The 25,735-nt window shown below is 63.3% G+C and carries 22 protein-coding genes and 3 tRNA genes; 2 read left to right on the top strand and 23 right to left on the bottom strand.

The features are described from left to right. The 12 genes from tuf to ASD71_RS16585 all read right to left on the bottom strand — a co-directional run. Positions 1–1,058 (bottom strand): elongation factor Tu (tuf, locus tag ASD71_RS16635; RefSeq protein WP_056566138.1); only part of this gene is annotated, 1,058 nt, incomplete at its 3' end. 2 nt (positions 1,059–1,060) lie between these two features. Then, a partial coding sequence (locus ASD71_RS27730; RefSeq protein WP_033453371.1) for a GTP-binding protein occupies positions 1,061–1,158 on the bottom strand: 98 nt, incomplete at its 3' end. Between the two features lie 55 nt (positions 1,159–1,213). Beyond that, positions 1,214–1,288: transfer RNA gene (locus tag ASD71_RS16630), tRNA-Thr, on the bottom strand. A gap of 12 nt (positions 1,289–1,300) precedes the next feature. Continuing rightward, positions 1,301–1,374, bottom strand: a tRNA-Gly gene (locus tag ASD71_RS16625). Between the two features lie 147 nt (positions 1,375–1,521). Then, a tRNA-Tyr gene (locus ASD71_RS16620) sits at positions 1,522–1,608 on the bottom strand. A gap of 113 nt (positions 1,609–1,721) precedes the next feature. After that, positions 1,722–2,885 (bottom strand): iron-containing alcohol dehydrogenase, encoded by a 1,164-nt coding sequence (locus tag ASD71_RS16615; RefSeq protein ID WP_056566135.1) that lies wholly within the window; start codon positions 2,883–2,885, stop codon positions 1,722–1,724. A gap of 24 nt (positions 2,886–2,909) precedes the next feature. Continuing rightward, on the bottom strand, positions 2,910–4,316 hold the full coding sequence (locus ASD71_RS16610; RefSeq protein ID WP_056566132.1) for an aldehyde dehydrogenase family protein: 1,407 nt from the start codon (positions 4,314–4,316) through the stop codon (positions 2,910–2,912). 27 nt (positions 4,317–4,343) lie between these two features. After that, positions 4,344–5,729 (bottom strand): glutamine synthetase family protein, encoded by a 1,386-nt coding sequence (locus ASD71_RS16605; RefSeq protein ID WP_056566129.1) that lies wholly within the window; start codon positions 5,727–5,729, stop codon positions 4,344–4,346. 159 nt (positions 5,730–5,888) lie between these two features. Further along, complete coding sequence (locus ASD71_RS16600; protein ID WP_056566126.1) at positions 5,889–6,887, bottom strand: tripartite tricarboxylate transporter substrate binding protein; 999 nt, start codon at positions 6,885–6,887, stop codon at positions 5,889–5,891. Between the two features lie 154 nt (positions 6,888–7,041). Then, on the bottom strand, positions 7,042–8,646 hold the full coding sequence (locus ASD71_RS16595) for a rhodanese-like domain-containing protein (RefSeq protein WP_056567020.1): 1,605 nt from the start codon (positions 8,644–8,646) through the stop codon (positions 7,042–7,044). Then, positions 8,646–9,839, bottom strand: a complete 1,194-nt coding sequence (metC, locus tag ASD71_RS16590; RefSeq protein WP_056566122.1) for a cystathionine beta-lyase — start codon at positions 9,837–9,839, stop codon at positions 8,646–8,648. The genes ASD71_RS16595 and metC overlap by 1 nt, the downstream gene beginning before the upstream one ends. A 2-nt stretch (positions 9,840–9,841) precedes the next feature. After that, positions 9,842–10,429, bottom strand: coding sequence for a cysteine dioxygenase family protein (locus ASD71_RS16585; protein WP_056566118.1), 588 nt, complete (start codon positions 10,427–10,429; stop codon positions 9,842–9,844). A gap of 140 nt (positions 10,430–10,569) precedes the next feature. On the opposite strand from ASD71_RS16585, the gene ASD71_RS16580 reads away from it, so the two are divergent. Next, positions 10,570–11,469 (top strand): LysR substrate-binding domain-containing protein, encoded by a 900-nt coding sequence (locus ASD71_RS16580; protein WP_056566113.1) that lies wholly within the window; start codon positions 10,570–10,572, stop codon positions 11,467–11,469. On the opposite strand, the gene ASD71_RS16575 is transcribed toward ASD71_RS16580, so the two are convergent. The 9 genes from ASD71_RS16575 to ASD71_RS16535 all read right to left on the bottom strand — a co-directional run bounded on the left by ASD71_RS16575 (position 11,463) and on the right by ASD71_RS16535 (position 22,309). Further along, entirely contained in the window at positions 11,463–12,467 is a 1,005-nt protein-coding gene (locus ASD71_RS16575; protein ID WP_056566111.1) for an asparaginase, read from the bottom strand. The two genes, ASD71_RS16580 and ASD71_RS16575, sit on opposite strands and share 7 nt — an antisense overlap. Continuing rightward, the gene (locus ASD71_RS16570; protein ID WP_056566108.1) at positions 12,460–13,377 is read right to left on the bottom strand and encodes a ParB/RepB/Spo0J family partition protein; all 918 of its coding nucleotides are present in this window, start codon (positions 13,375–13,377) and stop codon (positions 12,460–12,462) included. The genes ASD71_RS16575 and ASD71_RS16570 overlap by 8 nt, the downstream gene beginning before the upstream one ends. Positions 13,378–13,422: 45 nt before the next feature. Then, positions 13,423–14,244 (bottom strand): N-acetyltransferase, encoded by an 822-nt coding sequence (locus ASD71_RS16565; RefSeq protein ID WP_056566104.1) that lies wholly within the window; start codon positions 14,242–14,244, stop codon positions 13,423–13,425. Positions 14,245–14,252: 8 nt separating this feature from the next. Further along, positions 14,253–15,053 (bottom strand): ParA family protein, encoded by an 801-nt coding sequence (locus tag ASD71_RS16560; protein WP_056566102.1) that lies wholly within the window; start codon positions 15,051–15,053, stop codon positions 14,253–14,255. Then, positions 15,050–15,739: a 16S rRNA (guanine(527)-N(7))-methyltransferase RsmG gene (gene rsmG, locus ASD71_RS16555; protein ID WP_056566099.1), complete on the bottom strand. Its 690-nt coding sequence runs from the start codon at positions 15,737–15,739 to the stop codon at positions 15,050–15,052. Before rsmG ends, ASD71_RS16560 begins: the two co-directional genes overlap by 4 nt. Further along, complete coding sequence (mnmG, locus tag ASD71_RS16550; protein ID WP_056566096.1) at positions 15,736–17,655, bottom strand: tRNA uridine-5-carboxymethylaminomethyl(34) synthesis enzyme MnmG; 1,920 nt, start codon at positions 17,653–17,655, stop codon at positions 15,736–15,738. The genes rsmG and mnmG overlap by 4 nt, the downstream gene beginning before the upstream one ends. Positions 17,656–20,375: 2,720 nt before the next feature. Next, positions 20,376–20,552, bottom strand: coding sequence for a hypothetical protein (locus ASD71_RS28035; protein WP_156395160.1), 177 nt, complete (start codon positions 20,550–20,552; stop codon positions 20,376–20,378). 292 nt (positions 20,553–20,844) lie between these two features. Next, positions 20,845–21,051: a cold-shock protein gene (locus ASD71_RS16540; RefSeq protein ID WP_056566091.1), complete on the bottom strand. Its 207-nt coding sequence runs from the start codon at positions 21,049–21,051 to the stop codon at positions 20,845–20,847. Positions 21,052–21,274: 223 nt separating this feature from the next. Continuing rightward, positions 21,275–22,309: an AbrB family transcriptional regulator gene (locus ASD71_RS16535; RefSeq protein WP_056566089.1), complete on the bottom strand. Its 1,035-nt coding sequence runs from the start codon at positions 22,307–22,309 to the stop codon at positions 21,275–21,277. A gap of 111 nt (positions 22,310–22,420) precedes the next feature. On the opposite strand from ASD71_RS16535, the gene ASD71_RS16530 reads away from it, so the two are divergent. Further along, positions 22,421–23,587 carry a pyridoxal phosphate-dependent aminotransferase gene (locus ASD71_RS16530; RefSeq protein WP_056566086.1) on the top strand — a complete coding sequence of 389 codons (1,167 nt, stop codon included), beginning with the start codon at positions 22,421–22,423 and terminating at the stop codon, positions 23,585–23,587. Between the two features lie 156 nt (positions 23,588–23,743). Here the strand turns inward: ASD71_RS16530 and ASD71_RS16525 are convergent, their stop codons facing one another. Both ASD71_RS16525 and ASD71_RS16520 read right to left on the bottom strand, forming a co-directional pair. Further along, entirely contained in the window at positions 23,744–25,270 is a 1,527-nt protein-coding gene (locus ASD71_RS16525) for a tripartite tricarboxylate transporter permease (protein WP_056566083.1), read from the bottom strand. Then, on the bottom strand, positions 25,267–25,704 hold the full coding sequence (locus ASD71_RS16520; protein ID WP_056566080.1) for a tripartite tricarboxylate transporter TctB family protein: 438 nt from the start codon (positions 25,702–25,704) through the stop codon (positions 25,267–25,269). Before ASD71_RS16520 ends, ASD71_RS16525 begins: the two co-directional genes overlap by 4 nt. Between the last annotated feature and the right edge of the window lie 31 nt (positions 25,705–25,735).

Raw genomic sequence — 25,735 nt, 5'->3', positions numbered from 1 at the left:
ACCATTTCCTTGTCGGCCGGCAGTTCGATCGTGCCCGTCACGTCCGTCGTGCGGAAGTAGAACTGGGGACGATAGCCTTGGAAGAACGGGGTGTGACGGCCGCCTTCTTCCTTGGACAGGATGTAGACCTCGGACGTGAAGTCCGTGTGCGGGGTGATCGAGCCCGGCTTGGCCAGAACTTGGCCGCGCTGGACGTCTTCACGCTTGGTGCCGCGCAGCAGGATGCCCACGTTGTCGCCGGCTTGACCTTGGTCCAGCAGCTTGCGGAACATTTCCACGCCGGTGCAAGTCGTCTTGACCGTCGGCACCAGACCGACGATTTCGAGTTCTTCGCCGACCTTGATGATGCCGCGTTCGATACGGCCGGTCACCACGGTGCCGCGACCCGAGATCGAGAACACGTCTTCAACCGGCATCAGGAACGCGCCGTCAACGGCACGCTCAGGCGTCGGGATGTACGAGTCCAGCGCGTCGGCCAGCGCCATGATGGCTTGCTCGCCCAGTTCGCCCTTGTCGCCTTCCAGCGCCAGCTTGGCCGAACCCTTGACGATCGGGGTGTCGTCGCCCGGGAAGTCGTACTTGGACAACAGTTCGCGAACTTCCATTTCCACCAGCTCGAGCAGCTCGGCGTCGTCAACCATGTCAGCCTTGTTCAGGAAGACGATGATGTACGGCACGCCAACCTGGCGGCTCAGCAGGATGTGTTCACGCGTTTGCGGCATGGGGCCGTCAGCGGCCGACACGACCAGGATCGCGCCATCCATCTGGGCGGCGCCCGTGATCATGTTCTTGACGTAGTCAGCGTGGCCCGGGCAGTCAACGTGCGCGTAGTGACGCGCTTGCGTTTCGTACTCGACGTGAGCCGTGTTGATCGTGATGCCGCGAGCCTTTTCTTCAGGAGTCGCATCGATCTGGTCGTAGCCCTTGGCTTCGCCGCCGAACTTGTTCGACAGAACGGTCGTGATCGCCGCCGTCAACGTCGTTTTGCCGTGGTCAACGTGACCAATCGTACCCACGTTCACGTGCGGCTTGGTACGTTCAAACTTGCCTTTTGCCATGNGTGATCGCCGCCGTCAACGTCGTTTTGCCGTGGTCAACGTGACCAATCGTACCCACGTTCACGTGCGGCTTGGTACGTTCAAACTTGCCTTTTGCCATGGCTGACTCCTGACCTGGATTGCGCTTCTGACTGAAGAAAAGAATTTGGAATTTGTGGTGCCCATGGCGCGGATCGAACGCGCGACCTCTCCCTTACCAAGGGAGTGCTCTACCACTGAGCCACATGGGCATTTAAAAATCTTGGAGCGGGTGAAGGGAATCGAACCCTCGTCGTAAGCTTGGAAGGCTTCTGCTCTACCATTGAGCTACACCCGCGGCAAACCCTTTCACCTTTTCACTTCCCAACCCTTCGAAATGAAGGCCGGTAAAACCTTGCCACCTTCTTTGCGAAGGGTGCGCAAGGCCGCCTGGCCTTACATTGCAAATCCAGGCAAACCGCGCCTGGATTTAGGTATGGGTCTCTGGTGGAGGAGGTTGGATTCGAACCAACGTAGGCGCAAGGCCAACAGATTTACAGTCTGCCCCCTTTAACCACTCGGGCACCCCTCCAGCGGAGAACTTGAGATTATGAACACTTTCAAATCCGCTGTCAAACCATTCGGACGAAAAATTCAAAATTTCAGTTCCACCTCCGCCGCGTTTCCGCGCAGAGGGGGCGAAGCTTACAGGTTTCCGCGAATTGCTGCACGAAAAAGCTGAGAATATTTTTCAGCGGAGAAATTGACCGGGTTGGTTCCAGCGGACGGATCCTGGCTGGCCATGTGCCCCACCCGCTCGGCCTGGGCATCGTCCAGGCCGATTTCGGCGAGGGTGTGAGGGATGCCGACCTGCTCGCGCAGGGCCAGGACCCAGTCGAGCACCGCGGCCGGGCCTTGCTGGGGCAGACCGAGGTAGCGGGCGAGCGCTTCGAGGCGCGGCGCGACTGCCTGTTCGTTGGCCTTGAGGACATAAGGCATGAGGATGGCGTTGAGCAGGCCGTGGTGTGCGTCATACAGCGCGCCAAGCGGGTGTGCCAGCGCGTGCATGGCGCCCAGGCCGCGCTGAAAGGCGGTGGCGCCCATGCAGGATGCGGTGAGCATTTGCTGGCGCGCCTGCAGATCGGCGCCATTGGCGACTGCCTGCGGCAGATATTCCTTGATGAGGCGCATGCCTTCCAGCGCGATGCCTGCCGCCATCGGATGAAAGACCGGCGAACAATAGGCTTCGAGATTGTGCGACAGCGCATCCATGCCCGTGGCGGCGGTGATCTTCGGCGGCAGGCCGATCGTGAGTTCGGCGTCGAGGATCACGATGGACGGCAGCATGCGGGCATGGAAGATGATGCGCTTCACTTGCGCGGCTTCATCGGTGATGACGGACGCGCGTCCAACTTCGGAGCCGGTGCCTGCGGTGGTCGGCACGGCCACGACGGGCGCCATGCCGGAGGCGTTGACGCGCAGGTAGTTGTCGCCGACGTCTTCGAAGTCCCACAGCGGCCGGTCCTGGCCGGCCATCAACGCAATGGCCTTTGCCGCATCGAGCGCGGAGCCGCCGCCGAATGCGATCACGCCGTCATGGCGCCCCCGCCTGAACACCGCCACGCCGTCATCAACATTGCGCCCGGTCGGATTGCCCTTGATGTCGTGGAAAACGGCGCAGTCGAGGCCCGCATCGCGGCACGCGGTCACCGCATCACGAACCATGGGCAGCGCGGCAAGTCCCGGGTCAGTGACGAGCAACGGACTTTTCATGCCGAGCTCGCCGCAATAGCCCGGCAGCTCCTTGATGCGTCCAGGGCCTGTCTTGATGGCCGTGGGATAGTTCCAGTTGACGGCGGGGACGGTCATGTTTCGAATCCTGATGGCGCGGCGTCAGAGGCTGCGCAGATGGAAGGACTTTGGCTGCGTGAGCTGTTCGTATCCGACTGACGACAAGGACACGCCGCGTCCCGATTGCTTGACGCCTGTCCACGCGAGCGCCGGGTCAAGGTAGTCGCAACGGTTCATGAAGAAGGTGCCCGTGCGCAACTGCCTGCCGATGTGCAATGCGGCGGCTTCGTCCTGCGTGTAGGCCGCCGCCGTCAGACCATACGGGCTGTCGTTCATCAGCGCGATGGCCTGATCGTCGCTGTCTACCGGCATGATGCCGACGACCGGGCCAAAGCATTCTTCGCTCATGATGCGCATGCGATGATCAACCTGGGTCAGTAAGGCGGGCGCGACATAACATGAGCTTTTGCTCATAAGTGAGTCTTCGCTCGCATTTTGAAAATGCGAGTGATCAATCAGATTTGCCGCGCCGGCGCTTACCGCCTGTTCGATGACGTCGCGAATCTCGGCCGCCGCGCGGGCACGAACGACCGGACCAAGCGTCGTGTCCGGCTGCAGCGGATTGCCCAGTACGTAGCGGTGCGTCAGGGCAACCGCGCGCTCGACAAACGCGTCATGCACGCTGCGCGCCACGTAGATGCGCTGGATGCCGCAACAGGATTGGCCGGCGTTGAAGAAGGCGCCGTCCACCAGGGACTCCACCGCCGCGTCCAGATTGGCGTCTTCACGCACATAGGCGGGATCGTTGCCGCCGAGTTCAAGTCCGACGCCGATGTAGCGGCCCGCCGCGCTCTCCTGAACAATGCGCCCTCCCCGCACGGATCCGGTGAAGGACACATAGCCGATCTCGGGCGCGCGGATCAGCCGTTGCGTGATGTCGTGACTGGCGTGCAGGTACTGAAACACGCCTCTGGGCGCGCCCGCGTCGCGAAATGCGCGTTCAATGAGTTCCGCGCACAGCGGTGTCTGGTCGGAATGCTTGAGGATGACGGTATTGCCCGCCATCAATGCAGGCACGATGCTGTTCACTGCGGTCAGCAAGGGATAGTTCCATGGCGCGATGGTGAGCACCACGCCGATGGGTTCGCGGCTGATGAAGCGCGTGAAACCGGCTTGCGCCGGCGCGGCGATGGGTGCGAGCGCGTCTTGCGCGATCGCGATCATGTGACGCGCCCGGGCCGCGAAGCCGTCTACCTCGCCGGGCGCGTGGCGCAACGGACGGCCCATCTGGATGGTGATGGCGCGCGCGATCTCGTCCTTGGCCGCCACGAAATGGGCCACGGCCGCCTCGACGATGCGCCCCCGCGCGTCGATGCCGAGCGCATGCCACTCAGGCTGCGCGCCCTGTGCGTTGGCCAGCGCCTGCGCGATCTGCGCGTCGCTGGCATAGGCGCGGCGGACGACCTCGCGTCCGTCTATCGGGCTGATGGTGATCAGTTCATCGGTCATGGCGGCCCTGGGTTGCAATGGACGGGATCAGATGATTTCGAAGTAGCGGGCCAACTCCCAGTCGGTCACGTGGCGCCGGAACTGCCGCTCTTCCCATTCACGCGTCGCGGCATAGTGCTCGACAAACGCGTCGCCAAACAGCAGACGCGCGGCCTCGGATGCACGAAGACGCTGCGCGGCCTCCCACAAGGTGGTGGGCAGATGCAGATGCGCGGGAAATTCTTGCGTGTAGGCATTGCCCTGCACCATGGGCTCGGGCGACAGGCCCTGCTCGATGCCGTGCAACCCGGACGCCAACGCCGCAGCCAGGGCCAGATACGGATTGGCGTCGGCTGAACCGATGCGCACTTCGACGCGCTGCGATTTATCGCTGCCGGGAATGAGCCGCAGCGCCGTCGTCCTGTTCTCCATGCCCCAGGTCGCGTCCAGCGGCGCCCAGTACCCGGGCACCAGGCGCGAATAGCTGTTGATGGTCTGTGCGTACAACGCCATGAACTCGGGCAGATAGTGCTGCACGCCCGCCATGAAGGCGGCTTGCGTGCTGCTGACGCCATGCGGCTGCGACTCGTCGAAGAAGGCCGAGCGCCCCGAGTCGTGATGGCGCAGCGACAGATGGATGTGACCGCTCTGGCCGGGATGCTCGTGCGACCACTTCGCCATGAATGTCGCCATCAGACCGTTCTGCTGCGCGAGCGCCTTCGTGAAAGTCTTGAACAGAAACGCCTTGTCGCCCGCCGCCGCAGCGAGGTCCACGGCAAGCGCCGCTTCCAGCACGCCCGGGCCCGTTTCGGTGTGCAGGCCTTCGATCGGCATGTCCATGCGTTCACACAGGTCGAGCAGCTTGCGGTAGAAGTCCCCTTCGACCGTGCTGCGCAACACGGAATATCCGAAGTTGCCCGGCGTCCAGTTCTCCATGTTGCGGTAGTGCTTGGCGCGGACCGAATGCGGCGTTTCGCGGAACATGAAGAACTCATATTCCAACGCGGCGTAGACGTCGAATCCCATGTCCGCGGCGCGATCGATCACGCGGTGCAGCAGACGGCGCGGACAGATGGCGGCGGCATCGCCTTCGAATTCGGCCAGGAACAGCAGCATGTCTTCGCCGCCAGGGCCTTGCTCCAAGGGAAGCCGGCGCGCGCTCTGCGGCACGATCCGCATCTTTGCATCGGGGTATGCCGTGTGCCAGCCCGTGTAGCGGGTGTTGTCGTAGAGCTGGTCATCGAGGTCCCATCCCAGCACGACATCGCAAAACGCGAGCCCGGAACGCAAGGCGCCCAGAAACTTGTCGCGCCGCAGGTACTTGCCCAGCATGACGCCGTCGACGTCGGACAAGCCCACTTTGATATGCGAGAGCGGGCTGGATTGGACCAGCCGCTCTGCGTCTTCCAGCGTTGCTACCCCTAGTGCGTGCATGCTTGTTCACCTTGTGGCTGAAGCGTTGCGCGGGACTGCACGTTTTTCCAGTCTAGTCACGATGCCACACGTTGGCAAACATGCCCTGCCCTGTACTCGCGCTACACCCAGCCGCAGCCACGCCGCGCCCCGTGGTTTCCCTAGGGCGGGCACACGACCTCAGTCCAGCGACACGCCGGCCGTCTTCACCATTTCGGCCCAATAGGCTGTGTCCTGCTGCAGCCGGCTCTTGAAGGCGTCCGGCGCGCTGCCGACAGGTTGGCTTCCGCCGCTGTTGATCTTGGCGATCACGGCGGGCGACTTCATGGCGCGGTCCACGGCCTGCGCCAGATACGCAATACGCTCAGGCGGCGTGCCGGCGGGCGCGAAAAGGCCGTACCAGTCGTCCGCGGTGATGCCTTCAAGGCCGGCCTGCTTCAACGTGGGTGCGCGCTTGAACACGCCGACGCCGTCGCCATGGCTCATGGCTAGGATCTGCAGCTTTCCGGCGGCCACCATGGGCTCGGCGGACGCGGGCGATGTGATGAGCATGTCGACGGTGCCGCCCAACAGATCCGTCACGGCGGGCGCGGCGCCGCGGTACGGCACGTGCACCAGCTTGACGTCGGCCTTCTTCGACACCAGCGCGCCCATCAGGTGGCTCATCGTGCCGTTGCCGGGCGTCGCGTACGTGATGACACCCGGCTGCTTGCGCGCCGCCGCCAGATAGGCGTCCAGCGTCTTGTACGGCCCGTCCGCACGCGACACGAGCACGAGCGGCGCCGAGGTGATCTGCGAGATCGGCACGAAGTCCTTCAGCGGATCGAAGCCCACATTCTTGTACAGGCGCGGATTCACGGCCATGACGCTGGTCTGCGACATCACGAGGGTGTAGCCGTCGGGCTTGGCGCGCGAGACCTGCGCGGTGCCGACGTTGCCGCCCGCCCCCGAACGGTTCTCGACCACCACGCTCTGGCCCGTGATGGCGCCCAGTTCCTGCGCGATCAGACGCGCAACGCCGTCGTTGCCGCCGCCGGGCGGAAACGGCGAGACCACGGTGATGGCCTGCTTCGGATAGTCCGCCAACGGCGCCGGTGCCTGCGCGTGGGCCGTGACTCCCCACAGCAGGCCCGCCATCGCGGCGGCGGTCTTGCATGCGTGCAATGCGTGATGCTTCATCTGGATTTCCCCTTGAGTTGGCGGCCGGATACTCGGCCGTCCTTTGCATTCCGGTTCGCCATGAACCGTCCGCACCCCGCCGGCAAAGGCCGCCGGGGCGTACTGATCAGGTTGAAGCGTGGGTGACGCCGCGCGCGCCGGCGCGGCGGCGGTGTCAGCCGGCCGGAGACCCGGGGAACCGGTAGGTGGCGCGTTCCCGCTCGTCGATCTGCTTGACGAGGTTGGTTTCCCAGGCCAGGTACTGCCTCGCGGCAGCCTTGTTGCCGTCGTGACGGTCATGCACGAAGAAGAGGTAGTCGATGCAGTCGCTGTCGGGCGGATCGGCGGGCGAGGATTCCAGCGGGATCCCTTGCGCGGTCCAGCTTTCGGGCGTGCCCGTGTTCGCCTTGACGTCCGGCATGCCCAATGCGCGCAGGTCGCTCGCCGCCCAGGCCGCCAGCGCGGCGTCCTCGGCCAGCAGGATGACGGGACGCGCGGGATCGAGCGGCAGCCGATCCAGGCGCGGCCGGATCGACCAGCGCGCGCCGGCGATGTGGCGCATTCGATACCGCATGCTGGGGCGAATATCGATGGCCTGCGCGCCCTGCGCCAGCGCATCCGCAAGCTGCGCATCGGACAGCACGGTGACCGCCGGGACCGGCGCTGAGGACACGTCGTTGACCAGCACGGCGCCGCTTCCTGCATCGAGCGTGCAGGCGTCCCAGCCCATTTGCCGCAGCCAGCTGGCGACGACCGGCGCGCGCACGCCTTCCGCATCGAACACGACGATCCGTGCGCCGCGCACGGCAATGTACTGGTCCGTCGCCTGGATGAGCTGTCCACCCGGCGCGTGTTGCGCGCCCGGCAGGGAGCCTTGCGCGAATTCCTCGGCGCTGCGTACATCGCACAGGAACGTGGTGCGGGCGGCGTCGCCCAGCCAGGCCTGGACCTGCGCGGCGTTCGCCGTCGGTACGCCATGGCGCCGTGCGAGCTGCGCGGAGCGCTGCGCCAGCGCAGCAACATCGCCCTGCGGAACGTCGTCCGCATAGCGGCGGCGCGCGCCGTGCTCGAGCTGCAGGTCCTCCAGATACCAGCCCTGCGTGCCGTTCTCGAGCGCGTAAACGGGATTGGGAACGCCAAGGTTGATCAGCGTCTGCGCCCCGATGATGCTGCGGGTGCGGCCGGCACAATTGATGACGATGGTGGTGTCTGGCCGTGTCGCCAGCGTGTGGGCGCGCAGCGCCAGCTCGCCGTTGGGGCAGCAGATGCCGCCCGGAATGCTCATCTTCTGATATTCGGTGAAGGGACGCCCATCCAGCACGATGAGGTCGTCGCCGCGGCGCTGGCGTTCGGCCAATTCGCGGGCGCCGATGCGTGGGGTGTGGAAAACCTCTTCGGCCAGTTCGCCGAAGGTCTTGCTGGGTACGTTCACGCCGGCAAATGCCGCGTAGCCATCGCGCTGCCATTGCGCCAGCCCGCCCGCCAACTGACGCACATTGGTGTAGCTGAGCGCGGCCAGTGCGCGGGCGGCACGCGCCGCGGTGTCGTCATCACCGCCGTTGTCGTAGACGACGACGCGCACGTCACGGCGGGGGGCGAGACGCACGATGTCGACTTCAAGCCTGCTGTAGGGCACCGGCGCGGCGTAGAAAAGATGGGACTCGCCGTACTGGCCATGTTCGCGCACATCCAGCAGCGCGATCTCGCCGCCATCGTGCAGCCACTGCTTGAGCGTATGCGAGTCGACGCTGGCGGAATGTTGGTCGTGAGAGGACTGCATCATGAGATTCGGAGGGAGCGAAGGGGTTGGGACAGCGCGGCAAGGCCGCGTTCCAGATCGGCGATGAGGTCGTCGGGATCTTCCAGGCCGATATGCAGGCGCAACATGGGGCCGCTGGCCTGGTAGCCGGGGAGGGATCGCGAGTTCTGCAGAAAGACCGGTATCACCAGGCTTTCGAATCCGCCCCACGATGCGCCAATGCCAAAGAGCTGCAGGCTGTCGATAAGCCGTTCGGCATCGGCGTCGGTGTAGGCGTCGGACAGTTCGAGCGTCAGGAGGCCATTGGCGCCATTGCAATCGCGCCGCCAGATGGCGTGGGACGCGTCGCCCGGCAAGGCGGGATTCAAGACGCGCGAGACTTCGGGCCGTGCCTGCAGCCACTGAGAGATTCGCAGCGCGCTGCGGGCGTGCTGCGCCAAGCGCAACGGCAGCGTGCGCATGCCGCGCAGCACCAGAAAGGCATCGTCGGCGCCCACCGTCTGGCCGAAGTCGATCGTGGCGCGTTCCAGCGCTCGCCATGCACGTTCGTTGGTGACTACCGCGCCCATCATGACGTCGGCATGGCCGCCGAGGTATTTGGTCGCGGCCAGGATGGAAATATCGGCCCCTAATGCGAGCGGCTGTTGCAGCAAACCGGACGCCCACGTGTTATCCACAGCCAGCCAGCAACCGTGTTTTTTCGCAGTTGTGGATAACTCGATGAGATCCGGCATCTCGTAGGTCAAAGACCCCGGCGACTCGGCGTAGATCATGCGGGTATTGGGCCGGATCTGCAGTTCGATGCCCACGCCGTCTGGGCGGTAGTACGTGAACTCGATACCCAGGCGGGTCAGGTGTTCGGCGCAGAACCGGCGCACCGGCTCATACACGGCATCGGTCAGCAGCACGTGGTCGCCCGCGCGAAGATAGGCGAGCAGCACGGTGGCGATCGCGGCCTGGCCCGTGGGGTAGAGCTTGGCGCGATAGCCCTCTTCCAGTTCGACCACCGCGTCTTCCAATGCGTGCGTGCTGTCGGTGCCGCGCGCGCCGTAGGAGGGCAGCCGCTCCTGTTCGCGGCGCGCCCGCGTATCTCGCCACGCCTGCACGCTGTCGAAAACATACGTGCTGGCGCGCGTGACCGGGGTGTTGACCCAGCCTTGTTGAGGACGTCCCGCGCGCAGCAGGCGCGTTGCGGACCGGAAGGGCTTGCTCATGATCAGCGCCGCGTCTGCACGCCGATCGGCATGATCTTGCAGGTGCCGGTGTCCAGGTCGAAGCCCAGACGTTGGTCCAGCGTTTCCAGGGCGCGCCCGTACATGTGCAGGTGGCGGATGACACTGTCGCCTTGAATCTCCACGGCGTGGATATCGTCGGGCATCAGCGCGATGCCGCTGCCGGGGCCGACGACGACGGTGTCGACCTTTTCCAGCTTGCCGACGCCCGGCTGGGAGCCATCGTCGATGCGGTCGTACACGTAGTTGTATTCGACGCCTTCGACCGCCGCGATACACGCCCAGGTGGTGTGGTTGTGCGGCACGATCTTCTTGCCCGGGCGCATCACGTTCAGGTAGAGCGCGTAGCTTTTGTCGGCGTCTTCGGCAATGAGATAGCGGGCCTGACGTTCGTCGCCTTCAGGCGGCGGATAGCGGTCGGCGCCCCACCAGGCGGTGTTGCCGGCCAGGGCGACCAGCTCGTCCAGAACCGATTGCAGGCTGTCGCGGTTCAGGCCCTTATTTCCTACAGTTTTTTTAATATTTTCGACCGCGCTATCGATGCCGGCCTGTTGAGGATGTGCAGTGCTCACGTCGACGTTCCCTCTTGTTTCATGAGTTATTGCACTTACTGTATCGCCGGGTCAGCACGCCAACAATTTAAATTGCTTGAAGATTCCATTAGGACTGCTAATGTGTCGGGTTATCCCTGAACCCGTTCTTCACAACCAGAATGCGGAATCTCGACCTTGATCTGCTGCGCACGCTTGCGGCAATCGCCCAGCATGAAACGTTCTCGGAAGCCGCCAACCGGCTGCACAAGACGCAGTCGGCCATCACGCAGCAGATGCAGCGGCTCGAGGCCATGATCGGCCTGCCCCTCTTTGAAAAGCAGGGGCGCAACAAGGTGCTGTCCTCTCACGGGCGGCGTCTGGTGGAATACGCGCGGCACATGCTGGCCATCAATGACGAAGCGTTGCGGGCGCTGCAGGCCGGGCCGTTGGAAGGCGATCTGCGGTTGGGCGCGCCGCTGGACGTGGCCGACACGATCCTGCCCACCCTGCTGACGCACATCGCGCGCGTCGCGCCGCGCGTGAAGCTGGAGATCCGGGTTGATCGCAGCCCATTCCTGATGGACGCGCTGCGCGCCGGCGAGATCGATCTGACCATCTCGACGCGCTTTGATCAGGACTTCGAGGGCGTGGCGTTGCGCACGTCGCCGACGGTCTGGCTGGCGTCCGCGGATTACGTGCATGATGCCCATTCGCCCGTGCCGCTGGTGCTGGCGGACGAGCCCAGCATCTTCCGCCGGCTGGCGCTCAACGCGCTGGAGCAGGCGCAGGTGCGCTGGCACACGAACTACGTGGCGCCAAACCTGGTGGGCATCAAGGCGGCGCTACGCGCGGGCCTGGGCGTGACGGCGCGCAGCGTGGAACTGCTGGGGCCGGAGATGCGGGTGCTGGGAGAAAAGGAAGGACTGCCGCCACTGCCGGATGTGACGTACTTCCTGTGGATAAGGCGTGATCTCATCAATCCGCTGACGCGGCAGGTGTACGACATGCTGCGGACCAACCTGGGGCTTGCGCAGCAAGGCGCCGCGGCGGCTACCCCGCCGCGGTCCGTGGTTCAGTAACGGTCGAAGATCTGCTGCATGGCAGCCGTATCGCGCGTGACCGTCAAGGCGAGCATCAGCAGGATGCGCGCCTTTTGGGGATTGAGATCACGCGCCGCGACAAAGCCCAAGGTGGCGTCGTCGACTTCGACGTCGCGCGCCACGAACCCGCTGCCGGTGCGGCTGGATCGCACGACCGCCACGCCGCCATCCGCTGCGCGGCGCAGGCCTTCGATGGCCAGGTCGGTGGCGTTGCCGTCACCCACGCCCGCCAGCACGATGCCGTCGGCCGCGCTGGCCAGGAAATCGATCAGGTCGGCCTGCAGGTTGGCGTACGCGTAGACGATGTCGACGCGCGGCCAGCCGGCCTTTTCCAGTAATGCGAGTGAAAACTCGCTTTGTTCGCCGAAGGTGGTGGCGTTGCGCGAATAGAAGTTGGGCACGCCGCCGTGCATGACGCCGGCGCGGCCACGATTGGGCGACGCGAAGGCGCACAGGCCCGCGCTGGCGATCTTCTGGATTTCGCGGGCGTAGTGGATGTCTTCGTTCATGACGACGAGCGGCCCGCGGCCGCGCGCGTCGGGATGACGCGCCAGCGCCACCGCGTTGTACAGGTTGGCCGGTCCTTCGGCGCCGAGCGCCGTGGCAGGACGCATTGCGCCGACCAGCACGACGGCCTTGTCATGGCGGTTGACCAGGCTGAGGAAATACGCCGTTTCCTCAAGCGTGTCCGTGCCGTGCGTGATGACGATGCCGGCCACCGAGGCGTCCTGGCAAAGCGTGTCAACGCGTTGCGCCAGCGCGCGCCAGACGTCGTGCGTCATGTTCTGGCTGCCGACGTTGGCCACCTGCTCGGCGCGGATCTCGGCAACGCTGGCAAGCTGCGGCACCGCGGCAAGCAGGTCGTTCACGGAAAACGTGCCGGACTTGTAGCCCGCGGACGTGGCGTCGGTTTGGGCCCCTGCTATCGTGCCGCCCGTTGCGAGCACCGCAATGACGGGCAATGCGCGTTCAGGCATCCACGGCTCCGGAAAGGCCTTGGCGTTCGAGGAGCGAGTTCAGATGCTCCCAGCCGTGGAAGTCGATGACGATCTGCCCTTTTTCCTTGGCGCCCACCTTCAGCGCGACGCGCGTGCCCAGATGGTCGGACAGCGCTTCTTCAAGACGCGTCAGGTCGCGCGACACGCCGTTGGCTTTCTTCTTGGGCGAGGCCGAGGCTTCGGCTTCCTTGGCGGTCTTGGCGACGAGCTTTTCGGCCTCGCGCACCGACAGGCGGCGCGCGATGATGAGGTTGGCCAGCTGGATCTGCGTGGCCGCGTCGACGGCCAGCAGCGCGCGGGCGTGGCCCATGTCAACGTCGCCGGCCAGCAGCATCGTCTGCACGGGCGCGGCCAGGTTCAGCAGACGCAGGAGGTTGCTGGTGGCGGAACGCGAACGGCCGATGGCCTGCGCAGCCTGTTCGTGCGTCAGGCCGAACTCATCGAGCAGACGGCGCACGCCGTGCGCTTCTTCCAGCGGATTCAGGTCTTCGCGCTGAATGTTTTCGATGAGCGCCATGACGGCCGCGTTTTCGTCGGCGACCTCTCGCACGAGCACCGGCACTTCCTTCAGGCCGGCAAGCTGCGCCGCGCGAAAGCGCCGTTCACCCGCGATGATCTCGTAGTGGCCGGGCACATCGCCCAGCGCACGCACGAGAATCGGCTGCATGATGCCTTGCGTGCGAATCGATTCGGCCAGCTCGCCCAGGGCACCCTCGTCCATGCGCGTGCGCGGCTGGTATTTGCCGGCGCGCATCTTCGAGATGGGCAGGGTGGAAGGCGGACCCTCGGGCTTGGCGACAGCCTTGCCGATGTTGTCGATCGCGGGCGCGTCGGCGCCCAGCAAGGCGTCCAGTCCGCGACCCAATCCCTTGGGTTTCTTGGTGGCCATAATTAAATCCTCTTTCCTTCTGTCTTTGTATCCTGAGCGCCGAGCTCAGGCGTCCGCCTGCTCGGCGGGCAGGCGGTACCAATACGCGTAACAGTCTTTGAATCCGTAGCGGGCATACAGCGTCCGCGCCGCGGTGTTTTCCGGCTCGACCTGCAGGTAGGCCGTGCTGGCGCCGCCGGCGGCCCCTTCGGCCAGCAAATGCTCCATCAGGACGGCGGCGTAGCCTTTGCGCCGATGTCCTGGATGGGTAACGATGTCGAACAGGCCGAGCAGGTCGCCTTCGCGCACGGCCATGCCCGCGACCACCACCTGCCCTGCCGCGTCGGTGGCCAGCACGGGCAGCTTATCCACAGCCAGGCCCTGCAAGCGCGTCTGATGTTCGTCGATGTGCGCGGCAGACGAGCCGCGCAACGCCCCGACCGCCGCCGCGAAGCGTTCGGCATCGACCATGCTGAAATGCAAATCGCTCCTGACGCTTGCGCGGGGAGCGAGCGGCGTGCTCATGACGCGAGTCTCACCGGTGTAGATATAACCGCGGGCCTCCAGTTCGGCGTCGAGCGAAAAATCGGGGCCGATGGAGGTGATGCGAAGCACCATGGGCAAACCCTGGCGCGCATACAACGATGAACAATACGCCAGCCGCTCATCCAAAGGACGTGTGGATAACCCCAGCACATTGACGCTGCGGACCCGCTTGGCCGGCGAATGGGCGAAACGCACCAACCAGCCATCATAGATCACCTGCGCGCCCACAGCAGTGGCGTTGAGCGCCGCATCTTCCAGCCGCACGCGCAGCGTATCGCGCACGTCGGCGGGCGGCGTGGAGATGGCTGTCTGGGTCGGAAAAAAGAGCGCGGCGTCGGACATGGGGACGGCTAGTTCAGGTCCTTCCTGACGCGTTCTATCATTTCGGCACCGAACGAGATGTAGGCCTGCGCGCCGCGTGACGCGCGGTCATACACGACACCCGGCATCCCGTAACTGGGTGCTTCGGCCAAGCGCACATTGCGCGGCACGACCGTCTTGAAGACCTTGTCGCCGAAGTGCGATTCGAGTTGCGCGGACACCTGCTGTTGCAGGGTCATGCGCGGGTCGAACATGACGCGCAGCAATCCGATCACGCGCAGATCGTCGTTGATGTTGCGATGCACGCGTTTGATGGTGTTGACGAGATCGGACAGGCCTTCGAGCGCGAAGTATTCGCACTGCATCGGGATGATGACGCCATGCGCGGCAGCCAGGCCGTTGAGGGTAAGCAGGGACAGCGTGGGCGGGCAGTCGATGAGCACGAAGTCGTACTGGGTCGCGACGGTGTCGATGGCGGCCTTCAGTTGGCGTTCGCGCTGTTCCATCTGCACCAGATCGATCTCGGCGCCGGAAAGTTCGCGGTTGGCGGGCAGCACGTCGTAGCCGCCGGACTCCGACTTCACGCGCGACTGTTCGATGGAGGATTCGCCGATCAGCACCTGGTACAGATTGGATTTCAGCGAATTCTTGTCGATGCCGCTGCCCATGGTGGCATTGCCCTGCGGGTCCAGGTCCACCAGCAGCACGCGCTGATTATGCGTGGCAAGGCCCGCTGCCAGATTGATGGCGGTCGTCGTCTTGCCCACTCCGCCCTTTTGATTGGCAATGCAGAAGACGCGGGCGGATGTGCTGGGGGGTATGTTCTTCATAGGGTTCCTTGACTGCGGCGCATCCAGATCAGGCAGCGTTCTGCTTGCAGCTCCGGGACTTGGAGCGGCTGAATATGATCGACTTGCCATTCCCCGCGCGCGTGCAGCGCCTGGATTTCTTCTTCGGGGAGCTTGCCCTTCATGGCGACGAGGGTACCATTCTTGGCTACGTGGCGACCCGCGAGTTGCGCAAAATCATCCAATGATGCAAACGCTCGCGACGTCACGATGTTGCACTCGGCGGGATCCAGCGTTTCGATGCGCGCATGCTGCGATTGCAGGTTGGGCAAACCCAGCGCGCCGCTCATCTGACGCACGAACGCAGTCTTCTTTTCGACCGCGTCAACGCAGGTCACCGACCACTGGGGCCGCATGATGGCCAGGACGACGCCAGGCAGCCCGCCACCCGAGCCGACGTCGTAGACCTTGGCCGGACCATCGGGCGCTGCCAGCGCCTCGCTGAAGGGCTTCACGGCCGCAAGGCTATCGAACAGATGCTGCACGAGCATCTGCTGCGGATCGCGGATGGCGGTCAGGTTGTAGGTGCGATTCCAGCGCTGCATCTGCGCAAGATAATTGAGCAGTTTGGCGATGGCGCCGTCGTCGGCGTTCACGCCCAGCTGCTCGCATGCGCGAGTGAGTCGGCCGGCCATGTCGATGCCGGCCTGATTGGCGGGCGCGCTCATGCCGCTTGCTTGCGCGAGCCGTAATGCAGGCGCTTCAGGTGAATGAGCAGGAGCGAAATGGCAGCCGGCGTGACGCCGGAAATGCGCGCGGCCTGGCCGATCGTTTCCGGACGATGCGTCTTGAGCTTCTGACGCACTTCAAAGGACAGGCTGGTCACGGCGTCGTAGTCGACATCAGCCGGGATCGGCTGTTGCTCGTGGGCAATGTGCTTTTGCACCTCGTCCTGTTGGCGCGCAATGTAGCCGGCGTACTTGACCTGGATCTCGACCTGCTCCGAGAGCACGTCGTCCTCGACAACGCCCGGGCCGGCGAGCAGCGTGCCGTCCACGTTTTGGGCGGCCATCAGGGCTTCATAGGTCACGTTCGGGCGCTTCAACAGATCTGCTAGTGAGTACTCACGTTCGATCGCCTTGCCGAGCAGCGGCTCGGCCACCTCGGCGGGCAGCAGACGCGGATTCACCCATGACGACTTCAGGCGCTCGACTTCAGCGGCGACGGCGTCGCGCTTACGGTTGAACGCGTCCCATCGTGTATTGTCGACAATTCCGAGTTCACGACCGATTTCCGTCAGGCGCAGATCGGCATTGTCTTCGCGCAGGCTCAGGCGATATTCGGCACGGGACGTGAACATGCGGTACGGCTCAGTCACACCGCGCGTGACCAGATCGTCGACCAGGACGCCCAGATAGGCTTCGTCCCGGCGCGGGGTCCACTGCTCACGGTCCTGCGATTTCAGGGCGGCGTTCACGCCAGCCAACAGGCCTTGAGCCGCGGCTTCTTCGTAGCCGGTGGTGCCGTTGATCTGTCCGGCGAAGTAAAGCCCTTCAATTGCCTTGGTTTCGAGCGTGCTCTTAAGTCCACGTGGATCGAAGTAGTCGTATTCGATGGCGTAGCCAGGCCGCATGATGTGCGCGTTCTCAAGCCCGGGCAGCGAATGAATCAGATCCAGCTGCACATCGAAAGGCAGGCTGGTCGAGACGCCATTGGGGTACACCTCGTGCGTATCCAGCCCTTCCGGTTCCAGGAACACCTGGTGGGATTGCTTATCGGCAAACCGATGGATCTTGTCTTCGATGGACGGGCAATAGCGAGGGCCCACGCCCTCGATGACGCCGCTGTACATCGGCGACCGATCGAGGCCGCCACGAATGATGTCGTGGGTGCGCGCGTTGGTATGGGTGATCCAGCACGGCAGCTGGCGCGGATGCATGGCCACATTGCCCATGTAGGAGAACACGGGTACCGGGTCCAGGTCGCCGGGCTGTTCTTCCAGGATGGCGTAGTTGATCGTGCGGCCATCAATGCGCGGCGGCGTGCCGGTCTTGAGGCGGCCTTGGGGAAGCTGCAGCTCTTTCAGACGCTGACCCAGCAAAATCGCGGGAGGGTCTCCGGCGCGGCCGCCCGAATAGTTTTGCAGGCCGACGTGGATCAGACCATTCAGAAACGTGCCGGCAGTCAGCACCACCGTCTTGGCGCGAAACTTCAGGCCAACCTGCGTCACGGCGCCAACAACCCGATCCCCTTCCACCATCAGGTCCTCGACCGCCTGCTGGAACAACCACAGGTTCGGCTGGTTCTCGAGGCGTCCCCGAATGGCCTTGCGGTACAGGACACGATCGGCCTGCGCTCGCGTTGCGCGTACGGCCGGACCCTTCGAGCCGTTCAGAATACGGAACTGGATGCCGGCCTCGTCGGTGGCCAATGCCATGGCCCCGCCCAACGCGTCCACCTCTTTGACGAGGTGGCCCTTGCCGATTCCGCCGATGGACGGATTGCAAGACATTTGGCCAAGGGTCTCGATGTTGTGCGTGAGCAGCAGCGTCTGCGCACCGGTGCGGGCGGCAGCCAATGCCGCCTCAGTGCCGGCGTGGCCGCCACCGACGACGATGACATCGAATTCGCGGGGATAGTCCATGATGGGGGGAGGTAAAGAAGAGAGCGATCGGCGCTCATTATAGAGGCAGGGGTTGCATGTTTCACGTGAAACATGCGGACAGGTTGTTTTATGTGGCGACCGCGCGCATTTGGGGCTGGGCGGTTGGTATCGAATGGTTGGATGGGTGGGTAGATATCGGCACCTGCCCGGTGTTCTCGGGGATGTTCCACGTGAAACACGTCCGTCGCTTGTCGACTAAGTACGTAAAGGGCGGACGTTGGCGGTGTTTCACGTGAAACTGTGATGACGGTCTGAAGAGCTTATGGTTGACCGAACGTGGCATGAGGGTGATCGGCGGCGGTGGGCTCTCCGCAAAACTTATCTGCGCCTGGGACCAAGAGACCGAATGCGGGTCCTGCTCATTAAGCTATCTTTGCCATAACAGAGAAAGGCGGTGGCGGCCGGTGCTTGCAGTGTTTCACGTGGAACATTCCACCCAACATTGCTTCGGCGCGTTGTGAGCCCCCTCCCCTACGACAATCTTCTAGTTTCTCGTCGCTCGACAAGGTGATGGCGGGGGTATTGCGGCCGCAACCCACATCTGTTCCCGTGAATCCGGGTCCTGCATCCGGCCTCTCGAGCAATAACGCGTTTGGTGTGCATAACCTGCAGTCCCGGGACACACAGCCGAGACTGGCTGCGACGTTTCACGTGGAACAATGTGTCTGGGCGAACTGCAGGGAGCCCACCCCATCCTGTCATCCGGGAAGGCGAAGGACGAGCGCGGGCAACCGGCTCCGTCTAGCCACTAGCCTACTGGAGATCAGGACATCGCCGCTGTCGCGACTCTGCCCCTGTTCGGCTGAACGAGCCAGCAGACAAGGCATCCCTATCCCGACGAGAGCCGAACCCCACCACACTTTCCCTTGTGCGGCAGTTGGATTCCTCATCCGGCAAATTCGCCGCCAAGGGTCGCGGGAGTCCGATGTTCCACGTGAAACAACGGTGTGCAGCGGGTCCCGCCTCCATCCCGAGCCATCACTATGTGGCCTCGCCCCCGAAGTGGGGAGTATCCGCCACGTAGTAATCGAAGAAGCCGCCAGACCGCTCTATCCCCGCTGACAGACTTTGACTGTTTCACGTGGAACATCGTGCGAGGCACCCGAAAATTGGTTCGGGCAACCAACTAATCGCCGACGCCCAGGGCTATAGGAGCTCTCGTGATAGCGGAAAACCAGGAGCCGATGTTCGCGATCCGCGCAACAGACACCACGCGTCGGCCACTCTATCAACGGTGCTCAGCGCTAAAACAATGGATGGAACCTGGCAAAGCTGCGTGCGCAACGCGGAATTCTCAGGCGTCCGCGCTCCTGCGCCCAGCCAAATCGAGAGAAATGTTCCACGTGAAACACGCGGAAGCAGCGAGACGTTTTGCAGGAGCTGTGTTTCACGTGAAACACGACGTGGTGCTATTAGCCATTGAGCTCTACGGCACCTCCGTTGGCACCGGCGATCTCCCTTACCCCGCCTTTCGAAAGCGCTGCCACGAGTCCAACCTCGACGCGTCCAATAATCGAGTCAGCAATCCGAAAAGGTAAGAAAGATGATAAATAACGATTTATTCGACCCTTACCTACCCCCTGCCCGGAAAAACGCCTTTTTTTCCATCGCCAGGCCGGACGGCAACGCGTCAGCGCGTATGTTTGCAGATCGCCGCCGATCGACCAGGTCTCAATCCCTACGCCCGCGCAAGTCTTCGCCGGCGAAGTTACCCACACGTTTGCCCGAGCGCCGGGCCGTCTGGCGAGAGCACATCAGAGCATGCGGACAGAATGCGGCGAATCGAACAGACCTGGTCGTAACGCGCGGAGCTGCCCAGGCATGCGGCTTATCCACAGACACTAGCTAACGACAACGCACTATGAAAAGAATCGAAATCCCACGCGGAGAACCTGGGTTACGCACACTCTTATCAACAGGCAATCCTGTGAGCAGACCTAGGATGCCGCGATCAAACCGCGGCCCCGCAACGCGGTCACGTAACGCCTGACAGCTCATCGACATATGCACAGTCGAGCCGTGCCCCTCCGGCAGGTACTCGACTTAATGCGAGACGATTTATCCACCGCAATCCCCACGCATTCGAAGCAAGACCACAGAAACTGAAACTGCGGTAAGTGCAGGAGAAAACACGCGCAAGTGAAGTCGGTTATGGGAGTGCGGAAAGACGAAAAGCAACTTCAACAACTTGCTGAACTCTTGCACAAGCTCACGGTCAAATCGCGCGGCCAAAACCCCGAGGCGCTTTATTCACAAAATTATCCCCACCCCGGATATCCAGTGGGCAGTGCCAGACCGGCGCACCTGTTCATTGACCCGACAATAATCTTCCTCGTACTCCCGACGCCGCGCCATCATCCATATGGCCGAGGCGCTCGCGGCTTCATGTGAAATGCTGTGGACAAGTCGCCGGAAGATCTCCGACCACAAAAAATTCGTCTGCCGCAGCGGCGATGCCGCTTGGGGGGTCGTCAAAGAGCAACCCTCCCAGACGGCAATTTCCGTTCCCGCACCCTCACCATTTGAGCGATATCCCCATTTCTATCCACAGGCGGGGACCCTCAATTTGGATAACGGGAGGCGTAATTCTGTGCATAACCTACATGGGGATATCTTTGTGAACAACAGTCCCCAGATCGGCATTCCACACGCCCTGCTCGACCGAAAATGCACATGAATGCACTCTTGGATACTGAAATTCACCGCGCTTGAACACCCTGGTAATCGACGCGTTTCCCTATGAAAACGCTGATTAAACCGCCTTCGCGCCACTCCAGGATGACGCGCTGGACTATCCACGGGAAACAGCACGCCGCAGCCTGCATTAATGCAGAAATCTGTGCAAAACCCGGTTTGCCAAAGCCCAATTGCTTCATTACTGAGCAGCTAGATGCTCATGTCCGGAAATAATTATCCACAGAGTTATCCAATGCTCGAGGATATGTTAGTGAACACTAACAAACTGGCAGATGAGCGCCAACACATGACGCATGACGGTCCGCAGCGCACGGCGATTTAAGCGCGACGGCGCGCGGGCGCAATGGCCCAACGGTGGCGCATCGAATGGCGGCAAGTGCGGCCGCAAATGAAACAACGCCCCAGACCGGGAGGTCTTGGGGCGTTGTAGCCAGGCCTAGCCTGGCCGACGGGAAATTGGGATTTCCCGATTTAGAGCGGGCGAATTTCGGCCGCTTGAGGTCCTTTCGGACCATCCTTAACTTCGTATTCGACTTCCTGGCCTTCGTTCAGGCTGCGATAGCCGCGACCCTGGATGGCGGAAAAGTGTGCGAACACATCGGTGCCGCCCACGTCCGGCGTGATGAAACCGAAACCCTTGTCAGCGTTGAACCACTTGACTTTGCCCTTCTGAGCCATTTTTTCTAGCGTCCTGTAATTAAATCGAAATGCATTGAATCAAGGACGCCGTGCGAACTGAACGATCGGTGCAAAACCAGTGTTCCCGCTTGTCGCCAGAGCGGCAGAAACGAGTCTGCGCGCGCTTGAATCAACTGCGGAATCAGCATACTCATCCGGCATTACCGAGTCATATAGTTGTTTACCCCAATGTCGCTTTTTTTTCACTGGAACGGCAATACCGCTAGGCGGAATTACCGCGCCGGCGCGCCAGAATTGCATAAAGGGGACCCGTCACGATCACGACGAAAACCATACGCGTGACGTGAAACGCCGTCACCACCGGAACGCCCAGCTGCAGCACTTTCGCGGTGATCGCCATCTCGGCAATGCCGCCTGGGGTCGTACCTAGAATCAAAGTGGGAGTGGGCGCCGCAGACCACAACGACAGCAACGCGCCCACGCCGAAGGCCAGCGCTAATGCCAACACCGTAAAGCCCGCCACCGCCGCCATGAAACGCGGCGCGGCGCGGAAAAAATCGGGCCGGTATCGGTCACCAAGCGACCAGCCGATAAGGAGCTGTCCCGCCTTGGGAACATAATCCGGCAATGCGGAAAGTTCGATGCTCGACGCGGTCAACACCATCGCGACAAGCATCGGCCCAAGCACCCATGGATTGGGTAGCCGCAACTTCGTAAACGCGGCGCCGCCCAGAATGGTCAGGGCCACCAGCGCTGCCAGGCCAAGTACGTGCACCTCGCGCGGTCCCGGGACCGTGGGATCCAGACCCGCCACGCCCCACCACTGGAATATGAACGGGACCGTCACCACCACCAGCAACACCCGCACGCTGTGCGCGGTCGCCACGCGATCGATCCGCGCGCCATGGCGTTCGGCCAGATTGGCCATTTCGCTCGCACCGCCAATGGCCGACGAAAACCACGCGGTCTTGAAATCCACGTCCGTGAAACGCCGCAAAATGGCGGTCCCCAGAAACGCGAGCGCCAGCGCGAATAGCATTCCCACGACAATGGGTCCGGCGTTGCTGCCAATGTGCCCAATGACTTGCGGCGTGAAATACAGCCCCAACGATGCGCCGATGACCCATTGGCCCGCATTGCGTGCCGGCCGCGGGCACGCGGTCCGCACGCCGGCGATCCGGGTGCTCGCGGTCAGCAGCAGCGCGCCCAACATCCACGGCAGCGGCAGGTGGGCCCACACTGCGAGCAACGCGCCGGCCAGCGCAATACCGAAGCCCCCCAGCACTCGCACCAACATGTTCTGAACCACAATCCCATCCGCGTTAGAAGCTCATGAAAAATGAATTATGAGTTAGTGGGATACTTACGAAAACTTTCCTCGGCTACCCGTGTTCACTTCGCGTCCAACATGATCCGCTCCAAACTCCCCGACGTCGGCACCACCATATTCACCGTGATGAGCCGCCTGGCCATCGAGCACAAGGCCATCAACCTGGGCCAGGGCTTTCCTGACTTCGATCCGGACCCCGCGCTGTGCGGCCTGGTCACCAAGGCGATGGCCGACGGCCACAACCAGTATCCGTACATGCCCGGCGTCGCGCCGCTACGCGAAGCCATCGCGGCCAAGACGCGTGAGCTCTATGGCCATGCCTACGATCCCGAAACCGAGATCACGGTCACCAGCGGCGCCACCGAGGCGTTGATGGCCACGGTGCTGGCTGCGGTGGGCAGCGGCGACGAAGTGGTGGTGATCGAGCCGTGCTATGACTCGTATCTGCCGGCGATTCGACTGGCTGGCGGCACCGCGGTGCCCGTGCCGCTGCGCGCGCCCACCGAAGCCGATCCGTATTACCGCATCGACTGGCAGCGTGTGCGCGACGCCATCACGTCCAAGACCCGCCTGTTGATGCTGAACTTCCCGCACAATCCCACGGGCGCCGTGCTTGACGACAGCGACCTGGACGCGCTTGAAGCCATCGTTCGCGACACGGGCGTGCTGCTGCTGTCGGACGAGGTCTACGAACACATCGTTTTCGACGGCAAGCCGCATGCCAGCGTCGCGCGCCGCCCCCTGCTCGCCGAACATGCGTTCGTGATCTCGTCGTTCGGCAAGACCTACCACACCACCGGATGGAAGATCGGCTATTGCTGCGCGCCGCGCCAACTGAGCGCCGAGCTGCGCAAGGTGCACCAGTTCATGGTGTTCACCGTGCCGTCGCCGATGCAGTTCGCGCTGGCCGAATTCATGCGGGATCCCAAGCCGTACCTGGACCTGCCCGCGTTCTATCAGGCCAAGCGGGACCGCTTGTCGCAAGGCCTGGCGCAGACGCGATTCCGCCCGCTTCCCAGCCCCGGCACGTTCTTCCTGCTGGCTGACTACAGCCAGATCTCCAAGCAGAACGAAGCCGACTTCGCGCGCGACCTGACCGTCAACCATGGCGTGACCGTGATTCCGGTGTCCGCGTTCTATCGCCACCCCGACGCGCCGGAATCCAATCATCGTATCGTGCGCTTCTGCTTCGCGAAGAAGGATGCAACGCTGGACGCCGCGCTGGAACGCCTGCAGCAGGTTTGATCGTTCAATATCTGAGTAAAAGCTCATATATTAAAACGCGGATGCAGCATCCGCGACAGGCCTGAAAAAAAGGGGGCGCCGAATGGCGCCCCTGAACATTTGCCGGCCTGGCTTTGCGTCAGCCTGCGCACCGGCCGGTGCGCAAACCCGCTTCCATCAGACCGGCCCAGCGGCAACCTTTCTTGCGGCGCGCACGCGGCGCAGGATCTGCGGCACGATGACGACCGCCGCCGCGCCCGCCCACAGCGCAATCGACACGGGACTGGCGAACAACACGCCGACGTCGCCATCCGTCATCGACAGCGCACGGCGCAGGTTCTGTTCCATCATGTTGCCCAGCACGACGCCCAGCACCAGCGGCGCCATCGGCACACCGAACTTGCGCAGGAAATAGCCCAGCGTGCCGACTCCGGCAACCAGCAGCAGATCGAAGGTGCCCGCGTTGATCGCGTAGACGCCGATATAGCTGATGCACAGGATGCCCGGCACCATCAGCCAGCCCGGCACCGAAAGCACCTTGGAGAAGAACCGCACCAGCGGCACGTTCATCACGAAGAGCAGCACGTTCGCTACGAACAGCGACGCGATCAGGCCCCATACCAACTCGGGCTTGGTGTCGAACAGGACCGGACCCGGCGTGATGTTGTAGAGCGTCAAAGCCCCCATCATCACCGCGGTGGTGCCGGAACCGGGCACGCCCAGCGTCAGCATCGGAACGAAGGAACCGATCGCCGACGCGGTGGCGGCGGCTTCCGGCGCGACGAGACCGCGCATGTCGCCCTTGCCGAACTTGGCTTCGGGATCCTTCGCTTCGATGATGCGCTTTTCCTGCGAATACGCGACCGCCGCGGCCACGCTGGCGCCTGCGCCGGGCAGCACCCCCACGCCGAAGCCCACGAGCGCGCTGCGCACCACGCTCCACCAGGTGAACGCCATCTCCTTCAGATTGAAGAGCTTGCGGCCGCTGGGCTTGACCTCGACGCTGTGGCCGGCCATCACCTTCTCAAGCATTTCCAGCATCTCGCTGACCGCGAACAACGCGATGACGACCACGACAAAATCGATGCCATCGGCCAGATGCACGGACTCGAACGTGTAGCGGTAGACGCCCGAGTTCGCGTCCACGCCCACCACCGAAATGGACAGGCCGATCATCGCCGCCAGCACGCCCTTGACCGGCTGCTTGCCCAGCAAACTGGTCAGGCAGCAAAACGCGAAAATCATGAGCACGAAGTATTCGGCGGGGCCGAATGCGAGCGCCCATTTCGCCAGCAGCGGCGCGAGCAAAATGATGCCCACCACCGACACGATGGCGCCAAAGAACGCCGACCACGCGGACAACGACAACGCCACGTTGGCCAGACCCTGCCGCGCCAGCGGATAGCCATCCAGCGTCGTCATGATGGCGCTGGCCTCGCCCGGCACGTTCAGCAGAATCGCAGTGATGCGGCCGCCGTACTCGGCGCCCACATACACCGCCGCCAGCAGGATCAGCGCCGTTTCGGGCGGAAGGTTCATGGCAAAGGCGATCGGGATCAGCATCGCCACGCCGTTGACCGGCCCCAGCCCCGGCAGCACACCCACCATGGTTCCGATGAAGGAGCCGATGGCCGCCACCAGCAGGTTCGTCAGCGAAAACGCGACGCCAAAGCCTATCGAGAGATGATCGAGAATGCCGCTCATATCAGGTTCTCCAGCAGTCCACCGGGCAGGACAACGTCCAGCACCTTGTCGAACAGCACGAAAAAGAAAAGGCTCATGACGACGCCGCCGATCGCGCACTTCACCCAGCTGCCGCCGAACAGGCGGCCCACGAAGATCGTCATGAGCGACGTGGCGACAATGAAGCCCAGCCACTGGAAGAGAAACGCGTAGACGGTCACGAACACCACCATCAGCGCAATGCGCCCGTTGGCGCCGGCCGGGTTGCGCTCGACGGCGTGCCCGCCCTTGTAGACGAGCCACAGCCCGCACAGGCCGATGATCAGCGCCAACAACAGCGGGAAGGCGCGCGGGCCGACGGGCTCGTAGGCGAAGGGCGCCTCGATGCTCCAGCCGGCGGCCGTCATGAAGACGGCCAGCGCCAGGGCAGCAATGCCCAGGATTCGATCATTCATGGTCCAGGTTTCCGTTCAAGTCGGATCGCGC

The sequence above is a fragment of the Achromobacter sp. Root565 genome (assembly GCF_001427425.1).
Taxonomy (GTDB): Bacteria; Pseudomonadota; Gammaproteobacteria; order Burkholderiales; family Burkholderiaceae_B; genus Achromobacter; species Achromobacter spanius_D.
This window is presented reverse-complemented; position numbering and strand designations above follow the sequence as displayed.

Coding starts and splice junctions, on each gene's coding strand:
- ASD71_RS16565 (WP_056566104.1), bottom strand. CDS start 14,244: ATGTCCGACGCCGCGCTCTTTTTTCCGACCCAGACAGCCATCTCCACG.
- ASD71_RS16540 (WP_056566091.1), bottom strand. CDS start 21,051: ATGGCTCAGAAGGGCAAAGTCAAGTGGTTCAACGCTGACAAGGGTTTC.
- mnmG (WP_056566096.1), bottom strand. CDS start 17,655: ATGGACTATCCCCGCGAATTCGATGTCATCGTCGTCGGTGGCGGCCAC.
- ASD71_RS28035 (WP_156395160.1), bottom strand. CDS start 20,552: ATGAAGCAATTGGGCTTTGGCAAACCGGGTTTTGCACAGATTTCTGCA.
- ASD71_RS16520 (WP_056566080.1), bottom strand. CDS start 25,704: ATGAATGATCGAATCCTGGGCATTGCTGCCCTGGCGCTGGCCGTCTTC.
- ASD71_RS16595 (WP_056567020.1), bottom strand. CDS start 8,646: ATGCAGTCCTCTCACGACCAACATTCCGCCAGCGTCGACTCGCATACG.
- ASD71_RS16530 (WP_056566086.1), top strand. CDS start 22,421: ATGATCCGCTCCAAACTCCCCGACGTCGGCACCACCATATTCACCGTG.
- metC (WP_056566122.1), bottom strand. CDS start 9,839: ATGAGCAAGCCCTTCCGGTCCGCAACGCGCCTGCTGCGCGCGGGACGT.
- ASD71_RS16580 (WP_056566113.1), top strand. CDS start 10,570: ATGCGGAATCTCGACCTTGATCTGCTGCGCACGCTTGCGGCAATCGCC.
- rsmG (WP_056566099.1), bottom strand. CDS start 15,739: ATGAGCGCGCCCGCCAATCAGGCCGGCATCGACATGGCCGGCCGACTC.
- ASD71_RS16570 (WP_056566108.1), bottom strand. CDS start 13,377: ATGGCCACCAAGAAACCCAAGGGATTGGGTCGCGGACTGGACGCCTTG.
- ASD71_RS16600 (WP_056566126.1), bottom strand. CDS start 6,887: ATGAAGCATCACGCATTGCACGCATGCAAGACCGCCGCCGCGATGGCG.
- ASD71_RS16605 (WP_056566129.1), bottom strand. CDS start 5,729: ATGCACGCACTAGGGGTAGCAACGCTGGAAGACGCAGAGCGGCTGGTC.
- ASD71_RS16560 (WP_056566102.1), bottom strand. CDS start 15,053: ATGAAGAACATACCCCCCAGCACATCCGCCCGCGTCTTCTGCATTGCC.
- ASD71_RS16535 (WP_056566089.1), bottom strand. CDS start 22,309: ATGTTGGTGCGAGTGCTGGGGGGCTTCGGTATTGCGCTGGCCGGCGCG.
- ASD71_RS16610 (WP_056566132.1), bottom strand. CDS start 4,316: ATGACCGATGAACTGATCACCATCAGCCCGATAGACGGACGCGAGGTC.
- ASD71_RS16575 (WP_056566111.1), bottom strand. CDS start 12,467: ATGCCTGAACGCGCATTGCCCGTCATTGCGGTGCTCGCAACGGGCGGC.
- ASD71_RS16615 (WP_056566135.1), bottom strand. CDS start 2,885: ATGACCGTCCCCGCCGTCAACTGGAACTATCCCACGGCCATCAAGACA.
- ASD71_RS16525 (WP_056566083.1), bottom strand. CDS start 25,270: ATGAGCGGCATTCTCGATCATCTCTCGATAGGCTTTGGCGTCGCGTTT.